Origin of the sequence: Streptomyces sp. SID13666, assembly GCF_010548325.1 — a bacterium.
Lineage (GTDB): Bacteria > Actinomycetota > Actinomycetes > Streptomycetales > Streptomycetaceae > Actinacidiphila > Actinacidiphila fildesensis.
In genome coordinates this window covers 125,333-139,061 of the sequence record NZ_JAAGLX010000022.1, presented here as the reverse complement: position 1 = coordinate 139,061, position 13,729 = coordinate 125,333, and the positions used below count along the sequence as shown (strand labels likewise).

Sequence of the window (13,729 nt, the reverse complement as noted above, 5' to 3'; positions counted from 1 at the left end):
CGGGCGCCGCCAGATCGGCGGTGACGGCGGCCTCCTCGTCGCGCCACTGCGCCACGAGGTGCTCCAGCCGCAGCCGCCGGTCGGGCGCGTAGAGCGCGCGGGCCGCGTCGGCGGGGGTGTCGAACCCGGCGCGGAACGCCGCGTCGGACAGTGCCGCGTCGGCCTCCTTCAGCCGCTGGGCCCCGTCGTGCTCCCGGTCGACAGCCTGCGCCGCCGTGGTCAGCAGATCGACGCGCCGGGCCAGTTGCGATCTGCGGGCGGCCACGGTCGCGAAGCCGCCGCGCGCCCGCGACAGCTGCTCGGCGATCCGCTCGTACTGCTCGTCGAGCTCCTCGCGCCGCGAGGTCCGCGCAGCGGCCCGGCTCAGCGCCTCGTGCCGCTCCGCGGTCCTGCGGTCGCGTTCCCGTTCGGCCTCGCCGAGCGCCTCACGGGCGGCGTGGGTGTCGGCGGCGGCGCGCACCGCGAGCACGTATTCGCCGTCCAACGCGGTGTACGCGGCGGCCAGTTCGTCCACCGGGGTGTCGCCGGCCGCCGCCAGCGCGGCGTCCCGCCCGGCCCGCGCGCGGCTCAGCTCGTCCTGCACGGCGCTCTGCGCGGCGGACGCGCTCTGGTAGGCGGCGTAGGCGGCGTCCTCGTCCTCGCGGGTGACCTGCCGGTCGGAGGGACGGGCCGGCTCGGGGTGCTCGGCGGAGCCGCACACCCGGCAGTTCTCGCCGGGCACCAGGGCGGCGGCCAGTTCCGCGGCGATACCGGAGATCCGCCCTTCGCGGGCGTCCTGCCAGGCCTCGCGGGTGTCGGCAGCCCGGTCCCGGGCGGCGCGGTGCCGGTCCTCGGCCACGGTCAGGGCGTGGGCGTAACGGTCACGCTCCCGGGCCGCGTCGAGGCGGCGGCGGGCCTGGTCGCGTTCGGCGTCCAGCGTTCCGGCGCGGGCCGCGGCGGCCTGGGCGTCGTCGACGCGCCGCTGCAGACGCAGCCGTTCCGGCTCCCAGCCCTCCAGCCAGCCGTCGGTCTCCTGTACGGCCTCGTCGTCGCCGCGCGCCTCGGCCTCCAACCGGTCGCGGCGGAAGGCCAGTTCCGCGGCGCGCTGCTCCAGCTCCCCCGCCTCGGTGAGCGATCCGAGCTCCTCGCGCAGCTGGTTGGCGGTCGCGGTGAGCTGTTCGGCGGCCGCCTCGGCGAGGTCGGCGGGGAGCTCCGACCGCGCACTGCACCGGGCGGCGAGCGCCTGCTGGTGCTGTGTGGCGGCCTTCTCCCGCAGTTCCAGGGCCGATTCGACGCCGGAGGCGCGGTGCGCCCGCTCCAACCGGGCGCGCTGTTCATCACGTTCCGACCGGGCCCCGGCGATGCCGTCGGCCCGGCGGCGGGCAGCGGCGTGGCGCTGCTGCAGCCCGTACAGCTCCTGGACGGCGGCGGCCTCGTCGCGGGCCCGGAGGTGTGCCTGTTCGGCCAGTTCCAGCGCGCTCACCGCGATGGCGTGGCGCTCGCGCGCGGTGGAGCGCAGTACGGCCGCCCACTGCAGGATGGGCGCGGCCAGGTCGGAGTGGACCGCCGGTGCGCGCGCCGGAACGTCCTCGGGCAGCCAGTCGTCCAGCGGCTCGGCCCCCGGTCCCGCCGCCTGGGCGAGGCGTCCGGCGAGGTTGTCCAGCTCCTGGTCGCCGGTCTGGATCCGCTGTTCGGCGGCGCGGCGGCGCTCCTTGAGCCACTCCTCGACGGCCTTGAAGCGACGGGTGTCGAAGAGCCGGCCCAGCAGGGCGCCGCGTTCGGCGGCGGTGGCCCGCAGGAAGTTGGCGAACTCGCCCTGCGGCAGCAGCACCACCTGGCAGAACTGCTCCCGGCTCATCCCGATCAGCTGCTTGAGTTCCTCACCGATCTCCTGGTGGGACTTGGAGAGCGCGCGCCACTCGCCGTCGCTGCGCTCCCGCAGCAACGTGACGGCCTTCTCCTGGGTCGTCCCGGAGCCGCGCTTCTTCGGGCGCTGCTGCTCGGGCCGCCGGGTGATCTCCAAGTGCCTTCCGCCGACGTGCAGTTCGAGCACCACCTCGGTGCTGAGGGCGGCGTCGGCGTGATCGCTGCGCAGCCGGTTGGCCGGCCGGCTGCCGGGGACCTCGCCGTACAGGGCGAAGCAGACGCCGTCGAGGATGGAGGTCTTCCCCGCCCCGGTCGCGCCGTGCAGGAGGAACAGTCCGGCCGAGGACAGTTCGTCGAAGTCGACGCTCTCGGTGCCCGCGAAGGGGCCGAAGGCGGTGAGGTCGAGCCGGTGCAGCCGCATTGCTTACGTTTCCGTCCTTGCGTGGTGCGCGCGTACCGCGTCCAGGGCCTCGCGCAGTACCGTCCGTTCCCGCCCGTCGGGGCCCGAGCCCCGGACGTGGGCCACGAAGTCCTCGGCGATCTGCTGGTCGGTGCGGCCGCGCAGCCGCTGGGCGTAGGAGACCGCCGGGTCGGCGCCGGAGTTCTCGGGGTCGAAGGCGAGGCTGAGCACGTGCGGGAAGCGCTTGGCCAGGGCCGCCATCGGTTCCGGCGGGCGCAGCGCGTCGGTGAGGGTGGCCTCGACCCAGGCGTCCTCGTGCCGCTCCAGCGCCGGATCGGCGAGCAGGTCGTCCAGGTGGCCGCGGATCCGGGCGATCGGGCGCGGCACCGGGCAGTCGACGCGCTCGGCGGTCACGGCGCCGTCCTGGTCGAGGTCGACCAGCCACATGCTCTTGCGGTGCCGCTCCTCGGAGAAGGAGTACGCCAGCGGCGAGCCGGAGTACCGGACCCGTTCGGTGATCGTCTGGCAGCCGTGCAGATGGCCGAGCGCCACATAGTCGACGCCCGCGAAGATCTCGGCGGGCACGGCCTCCACCCCGCCCGCCGTGATGTCGCGCTCGCTGTCGCTCGGCGCGCCTCCGGTGACGAAGGCGTGCGCCAGCACCACCGAGCGGGTACCGGCCGGGCGGGTGGCGAGATCGGCGCGCACCCGGTCCATGGCCGCGCCCAGCACGGCGGTATGGTCGGCCCGCTCGGCGTCGAACTCCGCACGGACCAGCGCAGGTTCGAGGTAGGGCAGCCCGTACAGCACGGTGTCACCGGCGGCGCCCGGCAGGACGACGGGGATCGCGCAGCCCGCCGGGTCGGTGCGCAGGTGGATGCCGGCGCGACCCATGAGGCCTGCGCCGACGCCCAGCCGCCGGGCCGAATCGTGGTTCCCGGAGATCATCACCGTCGGGACGCCGAGGTCGGCGAGCCGGTGCAGGGCGTCGTCGAAGAGCTCGACGGCGGACAGCGGCGGCACCGCCCGGTCGTAGATGTCCCCGGCGACGAGCACCACGTCGACGGCCTCGGCGCGGACCGTGCTGACGAGATGGTCGAGGAAGGCCGCCTGGGCGGCGAGCAGGCTCTCACGGTGGAACGAACGTCCCAGATGCCAGTCGGAAGTGTGCAGAAGTCTCACTGGGGTGCTCCGACCTGCACGTTTATCGCTCCTCCACCCCAGTACCCGCACCGAATCAGCGTGGGGTCCCGCTGTCGGCACCGACCACGCTAGCGCCCGGACGCCCCTCATCCATCACGGACCTCGGTTTGTCATCGGTTCCGGGGCCGGACGGCGGGCGGTATTGCCGTGCTCCGGTCCGTTACGAAACGATCACGCCAGGGGCGGACCACTTCCGAACGCGCCCCGCCGCCGACGCCCTTGGAGTGAGAAGTGCCGACATTCGAGATCACGGCCGCGAGCGCCGCCGACATCGGGCTGATGGCGGACTGGGCCGCCGCGGAGGGCTGGAACCCGGGCCGCACCGACGGCTCCGCCTTCTTCGCGGCCGATCCGCACGGTTTCCTGATCGGCCGCCTCGACGGCGAACCGGTCGCCTGTGTCTCGGTCGTCCGGTACGGCACCGATTTCGGCTTCCTCGGCTTCTACATCACTCAGCCGTCGCTGCGCGGCCAGGGTTACGGCATCCAGCTCTGGCGCGCCGGCATGGCGCGGCTCGCCGGGCGCAACGTCGGGCTCGACGGGGTGGTTGCCCAGCAGGAGAACTACCGCAAGTCCGGATTCCGCTCCGCCTGGAACAACATCCGCTACGAAGGCACTCCGGCCGCGGACACCCCGGCGCCGGCGGGCGTCACCCTGGTCGACGCCCGCACCCTGCCTTTCGATCAACTCGCCGCCTACGACCGCCGTTTCTTCCCGGCGCCGCGCGACAGTTTCCTGGCCACCTGGATCGCCGCGCCCCAGCGCACCCCGCTGGCCGCGGTGCGCGACGGGGAGCTGCAGGGGCTCGCCGTGCTGCGCGCGTGCCGCGGGGCCTCGCGCATCGGTCCGGTCCACGCGGACTCGCCGGAGGTGGCGGGCGCGCTGGTCGGCGCGCTGGCGGCGACCGTGCCGGGCGAGCCGGTGTCGATCGACGTGCCCGACATCAACAAGCCGGCGGTGCACCTGATGGAACGGCTCGGCCTGGCGCCGTCCTTCGAGACCGCCCGGATGTACACCGGTCCGCTGCCGGAGACCGATCAGGCCGGGATGTACGGCGTCACCAGCCTCGAACTGGGCTGACGGTTCCCGGACCAGATCTACCGGGCCTGGACGTCGACGAATTCGGTGCCGCCGGCCTCCACCGTGGCGGCACCGGAGGTGCTGTCGGCGACCCAGGAGCGGAACGCCGCCACCTCGGACTCCGGCAGCGCGATGTCGATGTGCACATCGGCGCCGTACCGCACGCCGCGCACCGTGCGCCCGGCCGACCGCAGGTCGTTCTCCAGCTTCCCCGCCCGCTGGTGGTCGGCCGCGACCGTCAGCAGCGCGAGGCGCTGCCGTTCGACGGTGCCCAGTTCGTCGAGCGCGGCGGACACAGCACCGCCGTAGGCGCGTACCAGCCCGCCCGCGCCGAGCTGGACCCCGCCGTAGTAGCGGGTGACGACGGCGACGACATCGCGCACCTCGCGGCGCAGCAGCACCTGCAGCATGGGGGTGCCCGCGGTGCCGCCGGGTTCGCCGTCGTCGCCGGCCTTGTGGATGCGGCCCTCGGCGCCGATGACGTAGGCGAAGCAGTTGTGGGTCGCGCTCGGGTGCTCCTTGCGGATCTTCTGGATGAACGCCTGCGCGGCCTGCTCGCTGCCCGCGGGCGCCAGCGCGCACAGGAAGCGCGAGCGCTTGATCTCGCTCTCGTGCACGCCCTCGCGCCCTACCGTCAGATACCGGTCCACCATCCGGCCACCCTATGCCGCCGGCCGGGAATGGGCCGGGCCGGTCGCTCGTTGACCAGGCACGACGATCGGGACACCCTCTGGAGGAACGACGTGTACGGCGATGCTGCGACGGTACGGAAGATCCTGACCGGGCTGGGTGACACCTGGGCGGTGGTCGGTCTGTCGAACAACGAGGCACGGGCCGCCTACGGGGTCGCGCGGGTGCTCCAGCGCTTCGGCAAGCGGATCGTTCCCGTCCACCCCAAGGCCGAGACCGTGCACGGCGAGCAGGGGTACGCCTCGCTCGCCGACATTCCGTTCCCGGTCGACGTGGTCGACGTCTTCGTCAACTCCGAGCTGGCGGGCGCGGTCGCCGACGAGGCGGTGGCGGCCGGCGCGAAGGCCGTGTGGTTCCAGCTCGGGGTGATCGACGAGGCCGCGTTCGAGCGGACGCGGGCGGCCGGCGCGGAGATGGTCATGGACCGCTGCCCGGCGATCGAGATTCCCCGCCTCGGCTGACGCGCGATACCGGGTCACGGCGCCTACGGTGGCGGGGTGAGCAAGGACCGCAAGCCTCCGCCGCCCTTCGGGCTCGATGAGAAGACCTACGCCGACCTGTGGTTCTACGCCCTGCCGGTGCTCGGCTTCGTGCTGGCCCTCGGGGTCTTCGCGCTGCTGCTCGGTGTGCTGCCCGACCACTGGTGGGGTGAGGTGCTGGCGGCCGTGGTCGCGGTGGGCGCCGGGGTGATCGTGGTGCGGGCGGGCCGGCGGCTGCACCGGTCCCTGCACGCGGCGGACGAGGACCGGTCCGACGGGCCGCCGGACCGGCGCTGACCGCAGCCGATCAGATACCGAGGCCCTCCAGGACGACGGCGCCCGGCAGTGCGGCGAGTACCTTGCCCGGCACGATCAGCTTGCCGCGCCGGGCGCCGCTGCCGATCACCAGGTACGGGGCGTCGACGACGGCCGCGTCGATGAGCAGCGGCCAGTCGCCGGGCAGGCCGACGGGGGTGATGCCGCCGTACTCCATGCCGGTGGCGCCGGTCGCGGCGTCCATGGGGGCGAACGAGGCCTTGCGAGCGCCGAGATGGCGCCGGACCACGCCGTTGACGTCGACGCGGGTCGTGGAGAGCACCAGGCACGCGGCGAGCGTGACGTCCTGGCCGCGCTTGCCCGCGACGACCACGCAGTTCGCCGAGGCGTCCACGAGGTCGGCGCCGTAGGTCTCGACGAAGACGGCGGTGTCGGCCTTCTCGGGGTCGGTGTCGACATGGAGCATGTCGGCGGTCACCGCGGCGGCCACCGGAGCCGGGAGCAGGTCGAGCCGTTCGGTGGCGGGGTGGGCTTCGTCGAAATTGCCGATCGGTGCGCGCATACCGGGAAACGTAACAGGCGCTACCGGGGCGGCGGGACGGCGATCGCGAGCGTCATCTCGGCCGGGACCGCACCCGCGTTGTGGTAGCCGTGCGGCACATGGGCGTCGAAACTCGCGGTGGTCCCGGAGGGGACGCGGTACTCCTGGCCTTCGACGACGAGCGTCAGCTCGCCCGCGTCCACCCGGATCAGTTCGGCGCTGCCGGGCGGGTGGGCGTCGGAGTCGTGACCCTCGCCGGGCATGAGCCGCCAGGACCACAGTTCCAGCGGGCCGGGCGCCTCGGTGCCGGCCTGGAGCGTGCCGTAGCTGCCGGCCGGGGTGCTCCACAGCGGTACGGCGCGGTCGGCCGGGACCAGCCGGACCTGGGGGCTGTCGGCGTAGTCCAGGAGGTTGGCGATGCTGATGCCGACGGCGTCGGCGATCCGCACCACGGTGCCGATGCTGGGGTTGGTCCTGGCCTGCTCGATCTGAATGATCATGCCCCGGCTGACGCCCGCGCGGGCGGCGAGCGCGTCCAGGCTGTATCCGCGCTCCAGCCGCAGCCGTTTGACGTTGCGGGCGAGCGACTGGGCGACGATTTCGAGGTCCGGCACGCTTCCGTCCAATATTATGAATGACAGAGTTCACTTGAGTGCACTACGGTGTGCTGTACCAACACGTTCATCACACTGTACTGCGGGGGAAGTCCCATGACAGCGGTTCTCGCGCTCGCCACCAGCCTGCTCTGGGGGCTCGCCGACTTCGGCGGCGGGCTGCTCACCCGCCGGCTGCCGGCGCTGGTCGTGGTCGTCGCCTCGCAGATCGCCGCCGCGCTCGTCCTCGGCGTCATCGTCGTGGCGACCGGGGCGTGGAGCGAGATCGGTCCGCAGCTCTGGTACGCCGTCGCCGCCGGCGTCGTCGGTCCTGTCGCGATGATCTGCTTCTACAAGGCCCTCGCCCAGGGCCCGATGGGCGTGGTCTCCCCGCTGGCCACCGTCGGCGTCGTGATACCGCTCGGCGTCGGACTGACGCTCGGCGAACGCCCTGGACTGCTGCAGTACGGCGGGATCGCGGTGGCCGTCGTCGGCGTCGTCCTGGCCGGCGGCCCGCAGCTGCGCGGCGCGCCCGTGCAGCGGCAGACGGTGCTGCTCACCCTCGTCGCCGCCTTCGGCTTCGGCTCGGTGTTCGCGCTGATCGCCGAGGCGTCCTCGACGCTCACCGGACTGTTCCTGGCGCTCTTCGTCCAGCGGGTCTGCAACTCGCTGGTCGGCGGCGCCGCGCTGGCCGTGGCCGTCCGGCGTGACCCGGCCGCCGCACCGGAGGGCGGCATGGCCGTGGTGTGGTCCGCCATGCCGGCGCTCACCCTGGTCGGCCTCGCGGACGTCGCGGCGAACGGCACGTACTCGCTGGCCGCCCAGCACGGCCCGGTCACCGTCGCCGCGGTACTCGCCTCGCTCTACCCGGTGGTGACGGCGCTCGCCGCCCGGGGCTTCCTCAAGGAACGGCTGCTCGCGATCCAGGCCGCGGGCGCGGGACTCGCGATGGCCGGGACGATCCTGCTCGCGGCGGGATAGCCGGGCCGCGAGCGGGCCTCAAACCGCCGGATCCGGCGCCCGGTCGGCCCGGCCGTCGAGCGTCTTCGGCCCGTCCTCGACGCCGGCCAGCGCCATCAGCTGCTCGGGGGTGATCCCCTCGGGTATCGGCACCGGCGGCGGTGTCCGCAGCGGCGGCTGCCAGCCGGCCTCGGGGTCCCAGCGGCGGACGATCCTGGCGGGAGCGCCCGCGACCACCGCGTGATCGGGCACGTCACCGCGCACCACCGCGCCGGCCGCGACCACCACATTGCGGCCCAGCCGGGCCCCGGGCAGGATCACCGCTCCCGTGCCGAGCCAGCTGCCGGACCCGATCTCGACGGGCGCCGAGCGCGGCCACTGCTTGCCGACCGGTTCGTGGGGGTCGTCGTAGGAGTGGTTGTCGCTGGTGACGTACACATAGGGCCCGGCGAAGATGTTGTCGCCGAAGACCACCGGCGCCGAGGCCACCACGTGGCTGCCGCGGCCGAGCACCACGCCGTTGCCGAGCCGCAGGACCGGGTCGGGGCCGAGGTCCAGGTCCGGCATCATGCCGGCGGTGAGGGTCACCTGCTCGCCCACCACGCAGTGCTCCCCGATCTCGATCCACTGCTCGCCGAACACCGTGCCCAGCGGGAACGCCAGCCGCGAGCCCGTGCCGAAGCTGCGGAAGCGGTAGGGACCGGGGCGCTGCGCGGTCACCGCGCCCGCGTTCTGCACCCACCGCCATCCGCGGTGGACCAGGCGCGAGGCGGTGCGGCGGCGCCAGGCCGCCCAGGAGGAGAACACGTTCTCGTTCTTCGGCACGGGATCACCGTATACGGTGCCGCCCGCCGGTGAAGTCCTGGATGTGAGGCCGGATGTAAAGAGGGGATCCGGCCGTACGGGGGGAGCCGGGCGGACCGCCGCGGCTCCCCCGGATCTCAGCGCCCGGCGGAGCCGGTCATCGCGGCGAGTACGGAGCTCCGGTCCTCGCCGGGCCGCTCGTCCAGCGCGGTGGCCAGCCGGCCGGACCCGTAGTGCCAGCGGTGGTCGAGGTCGGGGTGCACCCGGTCGACGAGCCGGATCTCGCTGTCGCTGCCGAGGAGCCGTTTCAGCTCTGCGGCCAGCTCGGGCCAGCCGACATGTCCGCTCACCGCGTTGGCCACACCGTGCACCGGGGTGGCCAGGCAGTCGGTGACCGCGCGCGCCAGGGCGGCGGCGTGCACCCACGGGGCGCCGTACCAGTCGTGGCCGGCGGTGCCGGGCCGCGGCAGGTCGATCGGTTCCCCGGCGAGGGCCGCCTGGTAGAGCAGCCCGGTCGCGCCCCAGCGCAGCTGGTCGCGCAACCGGTCGTGCGGACCCCAGACGATGGGCGAGCGCACGACGCTCGCCCCGCCCCGGCCGTCGGTGCCCGCCGCCCGCATGAGCAGCTGCTCGCAGTCGAGCTTCGCCTGCCCGTACGCGCTCAGCGGCTGTGCGGGCGCCGATTCCTCGGCCACCCGCGGGCCGGTGGGCCGGCCGTAGGCGTCCACGCTGCTGACGAAGACGAACGGGCCCCGGTTCCAGGCCCCCACCATCGCGGCCATCGCCGCCACGTCGACCTCGGGACGGGTGAAGGTGCAAGCGGCGTGGATCACCGCGTCCGCCCTTCCGACGGCGGCGCGCAGCCCGTCCAGGTCGGTCAGATCGCCCTCGACGACCTCCACGCCCTCCCCCGCGACCAGGTGCGCCGACTCGGGCCGGGACAGCGCCAGCACCGGCCTTCCCCGGGCGGCCAGTTCGCGCAGGACGAAGGCGCCGACACCACCGGTGCCGCCGGTCACCAGGACCGTGCCCTCACGGGTCCGCCGGGTGCGGGCCGCCGGTGTGCCGGTCGCGGCGGCCAGTCGTTCCCGTTGCGTCTCCCGCGCGTCCAGCAGCGCCGCGATCGCTCGCGGAGTGCGGTGCTCCATCACGTCCAGGCCGGTCAGCGGCAGCTTGAGTCCGGTGCGCAGCCGCTCGGCGAGCTGTACGGCGATCAGCGAGTGGCCGCCGAGTACGAAGAAGTCGTCGTCAGGGCCGGGGGCGCGGCCCAGCAGCGCCGTGAACGCCGCCGTCACCGCTTCGGCGCGGACGCCGCTCGGTGCGGGGGCAGCCGGGGCGCCGGGCAGCCGGGCCGTGTCCAGGGTGCCGTCGGCGGTGCGGGGCATCGTGTCCAGCAGGGTCACCGCCGCCGGGACGAGTTCACGGCCGAGACCGGCCCGCAGATGTGAGCGGAGTTCGACGGGCGAGGGCCCGCCGGTCCCGCGCAGGACGGCGTACGCCAGCAGCGGTCCGCCGGCCGGGTCCGGCACAGCGGCGTCGGCCACCAACGGGTGGGCGCGCAGCAGCACTTCGGCCGGATGGCCGTCGGTGGGCGGGGTTTCGGCGGCCGGGAGAACCGGCGGCCGGCCGGGCAGCCGGGACAGCCGGAGCTCCGGGTCGGCGGCGACCGCGGCCAGCAGTCCGGCGAAGTCGTCCGCCAGCCGCTCGCCCGCCGCATCGTCGAGGGCGGCCCGGCCGTACTGGACCAGGCCGGTGGGACGGTCGGTGTCGGACAGGCCGAACGACAGGTCGAACTTGGCCTCGCCGAGCGCCACGTCGACCGGTTCCGCGGCCAGACCGGGCAGCCGGAGCGCGGTGGGCTCGCCCAGCACATCGGCGGTGACCCGGATCAGCGGTGTGCCGTCGGCGTCCCGGGCGGCGGCGCCGAGCCGCTCCAGGACCAGGTCGAACGGCACGTCACCGTACTGCTGTGCCTCCAGCAGCGCGTCCCGCACCCGGTCCACCAGCGTCCCGAACTCCGGGTCGCCGGACAGATCCACCCGGATGGGCAGGGTGTTGACGCACAGCCCGACGAGGCCGCGCATGGCCGAGCCCTCGCGGTGGGTGCCGGCGCAGCCGATCACCAGGTCATCCTCGCCGGTGAAGCGGTGCAGTGCGGCGAAGGCGGCGGTGAGGGCCACGGTGAACAGCGTGGCCCGGTGCCGCAGGCCCAGCTCGCGCAGAGCGGGCAGCACCCACTCGTCCAGCGGCACGTTGCGCACGGCGGCGGGCCGCTCGGTCAGGTCGGCCGCGGGCCGCGCGGGGCGGGGCAGCCGCAGTGGGACGGCACCCGACAGCCGGCGCGTCCAGTGCGCGAGCCCTTCGTCGAGCCGGCCGGCCGCCGCGTGCTCGCGGACCGCGAAGTCGGCGTACTGCGGTGGCCGTGTCAGTTCGCACGGGATCCCACCGGTGGCCGCCGCGTACAGCTCGGCCAGTTCGGCGGCGACAGTCTCCAACGACCCTCCGTCGATGCTGATGTGATGGAACGTCAGCAGCACGGTGTGGTCCTGCGGACCGTGCCGCAGCGCCAGGGCGCGCGGCAGGGGACCGGCCGCGAGGTCGAAGGGGCGGCGTGCCTCCTCGGTCAGGGCGGCCAGGCCGTCACCGACGGCGTCGACCACCGGCACGACGATCGCGTCCGGTACGGGAAGCGTCTCCTGGTACGGCTCGTCGCCGTGCTGCCCGTAGCGCGTGCGCAGGATGTCGTGGCGCTGGACGAGCGTGGTCAGCGCGCTGCCCAGGGCGGCCAGATCGAGCGGTCCGCGCAGCCGGGTGGCGAACGGCACGCTGTACAGCGAGCCGCCCTGGCCGAGCCGGTCCATCAGCCACATGCGGCGCTGGGCGTGGGACAGCGGCGTGGGCCCCTGGTCACGGGCGGTGGCGGGCGCCGGGTCGGCCGGGCGGGCGTTCTTCCGGGCGCGGGCCCGGCGCAGCAACTCCTCCTGCAGGGCGGCCGAACTGGGGTGGGTGTCAGTGGCCATCGGTGTCCTCCGGCGCGTCGGGGTGGAGATCGCTGTGGTTGGCCAGCAGGGCGCGTTCGACGAGCGCGGCGTGGCCGGCCACGGTGGGTGCGGCGAAGAAGTCGGGCAGCGACAGCGTCACTCCCAGTTCCTCGCGCAGGTCGTCCGTGACGATCAGCGCGAGGAGGGAGTGGCCGCCGTAGGCGATGAAGTCGGCGTCCGCCCGGGCCACTTCGCAGCCCAGCGCATGGCTCCACACATCGGCGACGGCCTGCTGGAGCGGGGTCAGCGGCTCCGCACGGTCCTCGCTGACGGTGACGCCGCGCAGGTCGGCGAGGGCGCGGCGGTCGACCTTGCCGGACACCGTCAGCGGGAGCCGCTCCACGAAGGTCAGCTCGTCCGGGACGAGGTGCGCGGGCAGCTGTTCGGCGAGCCGGGTCCGCAGGGTCTCGGCGCGGGGCACCGGGCCGGGCGCCGCCACCACGAACGCGGCCAGCCGGGCGTCGTCCTCGGCGGGCCGCCGTACGGTGACGGCGGCGTCGTCCACCTCCGGCTGCTCGCGCAGCAGGTGCTCGATCTCGCCCGGTTCGATCCGGAAGCCGCGCACCTTGACCTGGTCGTCGGCGCGGCCGTGGAAGTCCAGCACGCCGTCCTGACGGCATGAGACCAGATCGCCGGTGCGGTAGAGCCGGCCCAGCGACGCGTGCTCCACGAACCGCTCGGCGGTCAGTTCCGGTCGTCCCGCGTAGCCGTTCGCGAGCCGGCTTCCGCCGATCCACAGCTCACCGCGTTCCCCGTCCGCGACCGGCCGGCCCGCCGCGTCCAGCACATGGGCCGTGGCGCCCGCGCACGGGCGGCCGATCGGCACCGGGCCGTCGCAGTCCGCGTCGGTGACGCGATGGGTGGTGGCGAACGTCGTCGTCTCGGTCGGACCGTAGCCGTTGACCAGCTCCAGCCAGGGGAACGCGCGCAGCACCGCGCGGGCCTGCTGGGCGGCCATCGCCTCACCGCCCACGACGACGGTGCGGAGCACCGAGAACAGCCGGGAGCGGCGGGCTGCGAGCTGGTGGAACAGCGCGGTGGTGAAGAACGCGACGGTCACGCCGTACCGCTCGACGTGCTGCGCGAGGTCCTCGAACGACGGCCGCTCGGTGGTGCACACCACGACGGAGGCTCCGTTGGCGAGAGCCGCCCACACCTCGAAGGTCGAGGCGTCGAACGTCGTCGGCGAGTGGAACAGCACCCGGTCCCGCGCGGTGACGGTGACGTACCGCGGTTCGGCGACCAGTTCGGCGATGCCGCCGTGCGTGACGGTCACACCCTTGGGCAGGCCGGTGGAACCCGAGGTGAACAGGACGAGCGCCGTCGCGTCCGGGCCGGTGTCGGCGGCGGGTATCTCCTCGCCGGACAACAGCGGGTCCTCGGGCAGCGCCAGCGTCACTCCGGTGCCGGCCGCCGATGCCAGCAGCTTGCTGTCGCCGACGGTCAGGGTCGTCCCGGAGTCGGCGAGCATCGCCTCGATACGGGGGCGCGGGTGCGCCGGGTCGAGCGGTACGCAGGCCGCGCCCACCCACCACAGCGCGAGCTGGGTGACCAGGGTGCGGGCCGAGCGCGGCATCAGCAGCGCCACCCGGTCACCGGGGCGCACCCCGTAGGCGTGCAGGTGCGCGGCCAGACATCGGGCGGAGGTCACGAGCTGCCGGTACGTCAGTGTGGTGTCGCCGTCGACCACCGCCAGGGCGTGCGGGGTCCGTTCGGCGTGCCGGGCCACCAGGGCGGGCAGGGCGGTCACGGGGTTGTCCTTCCGGTCGTCGGGGATCTCCCGGGCGTCGGGGATCCGCGGGGAGGAGGGCGTCATC

Annotated in this window: 12 protein-coding genes; 4 read left to right on the top strand and 8 right to left on the bottom strand. The window is 74.2% G+C overall.

Annotated features, from left to right (window positions below; translation table 11 throughout):
• A partial coding sequence (locus G3I60_RS25880; RefSeq protein WP_164607775.1) for an AAA family ATPase occupies positions 1–2,266 on the bottom strand: 2,266 nt, incomplete at its 3' end.
• A 3-nt stretch (positions 2,267–2,269) separates the two neighbouring features.
• Entirely contained in the window at positions 2,270–3,427 is a 1,158-nt protein-coding gene (locus G3I60_RS25875) for an exonuclease SbcCD subunit D (RefSeq protein ID WP_164297342.1), read from the bottom strand.
• A gap of 252 nt (positions 3,428–3,679) precedes the next feature.
• On the opposite strand from G3I60_RS25875, the gene G3I60_RS25870 reads away from it, so the two are divergent.
• The gene (locus tag G3I60_RS25870; protein WP_164297344.1) at positions 3,680–4,528 is read left to right on the top strand and encodes a GNAT family N-acetyltransferase; all 849 of its coding nucleotides are present in this window, start codon (positions 3,680–3,682) and stop codon (positions 4,526–4,528) included.
• 17 nt (positions 4,529–4,545) lie between these two features.
• Here the strand turns inward: G3I60_RS25870 and G3I60_RS25865 are convergent, their stop codons facing one another.
• Complete coding sequence (locus G3I60_RS25865; protein WP_164297352.1) at positions 4,546–5,181, bottom strand: YigZ family protein; 636 nt, start codon at positions 5,179–5,181, stop codon at positions 4,546–4,548.
• Between the two features lie 90 nt (positions 5,182–5,271).
• On the opposite strand from G3I60_RS25865, the gene G3I60_RS25860 reads away from it, so the two are divergent.
• A complete protein-coding gene (locus G3I60_RS25860) occupies positions 5,272–5,679 on the top strand; it encodes a CoA-binding protein (RefSeq protein WP_138357228.1) in 408 nt (135 codons plus the stop codon).
• A 36-nt stretch (positions 5,680–5,715) separates the two neighbouring features.
• A complete protein-coding gene (locus G3I60_RS25855; protein WP_164297354.1) occupies positions 5,716–5,994 on the top strand; it encodes a hypothetical protein in 279 nt (92 codons plus the stop codon).
• 10 nt (positions 5,995–6,004) lie between these two features.
• On the opposite strand, the gene G3I60_RS25850 is transcribed toward G3I60_RS25855, so the two are convergent.
• The gene (locus G3I60_RS25850) at positions 6,005–6,535 is read right to left on the bottom strand and encodes a YbaK/EbsC family protein (protein ID WP_138357230.1); all 531 of its coding nucleotides are present in this window, start codon (positions 6,533–6,535) and stop codon (positions 6,005–6,007) included.
• 20 nt (positions 6,536–6,555) lie between these two features.
• Positions 6,556–7,128, bottom strand: a complete 573-nt coding sequence (locus G3I60_RS25845) for an XRE family transcriptional regulator (RefSeq protein WP_138357231.1) — start codon at positions 7,126–7,128, stop codon at positions 6,556–6,558.
• 96 nt (positions 7,129–7,224) lie between these two features.
• Here G3I60_RS25845 and G3I60_RS25840 point away from each other — a divergent pair, with 96 nt between their 5' ends.
• Positions 7,225–8,088 carry a DMT family transporter gene (locus G3I60_RS25840; RefSeq protein ID WP_138357232.1) on the top strand — a complete coding sequence of 288 codons (864 nt, stop codon included), beginning with the start codon at positions 7,225–7,227 and terminating at the stop codon, positions 8,086–8,088.
• Positions 8,089–8,106: 18 nt separating this feature from the next.
• On the opposite strand, the gene G3I60_RS25835 is transcribed toward G3I60_RS25840, so the two are convergent.
• The 3 genes from G3I60_RS25835 to G3I60_RS25825 form a co-directional block, all read right to left on the bottom strand.
• Complete coding sequence (locus G3I60_RS25835; protein ID WP_138357233.1) at positions 8,107–8,892, bottom strand: DapH/DapD/GlmU-related protein; 786 nt, start codon at positions 8,890–8,892, stop codon at positions 8,107–8,109.
• 116 nt (positions 8,893–9,008) lie between these two features.
• Positions 9,009–11,891, bottom strand: coding sequence for a condensation domain-containing protein (locus G3I60_RS25830; RefSeq protein ID WP_164607772.1), 2,883 nt, complete (start codon positions 11,889–11,891; stop codon positions 9,009–9,011).
• On the bottom strand, positions 11,881–13,728 hold the full coding sequence (locus G3I60_RS25825) for a non-ribosomal peptide synthetase (RefSeq protein WP_164297366.1): 1,848 nt from the start codon (positions 13,726–13,728) through the stop codon (positions 11,881–11,883). The genes G3I60_RS25830 and G3I60_RS25825 overlap by 11 nt, the downstream gene beginning before the upstream one ends.
• Position 13,729 lies beyond the last annotated feature (1 nt).

Excerpts from the sequence above, each read along its gene's own strand:
- G3I60_RS25840 (WP_138357232.1), top strand. The coding sequence starts at position 7,225 with ATGACAGCGGTTCTCGCGCTCGCCACCAGCCTGCTCTGGGGGCTCGCC.
- G3I60_RS25825 (WP_164297366.1), bottom strand. The coding sequence starts at position 13,728 with ATGACGCCCTCCTCCCCGCGGATCCCCGACGCCCGGGAGATCCCCGAC.
- G3I60_RS25865 (WP_164297352.1), bottom strand. The coding sequence starts at position 5,181 with ATGGTGGACCGGTATCTGACGGTAGGGCGCGAGGGCGTGCACGAGAGC.
- G3I60_RS25850 (WP_138357230.1), bottom strand. The coding sequence starts at position 6,535 with ATGCGCGCACCGATCGGCAATTTCGACGAAGCCCACCCCGCCACCGAA.
- G3I60_RS25830 (WP_164607772.1), bottom strand. The coding sequence starts at position 11,891 with ATGGCCACTGACACCCACCCCAGTTCGGCCGCCCTGCAGGAGGAGTTG.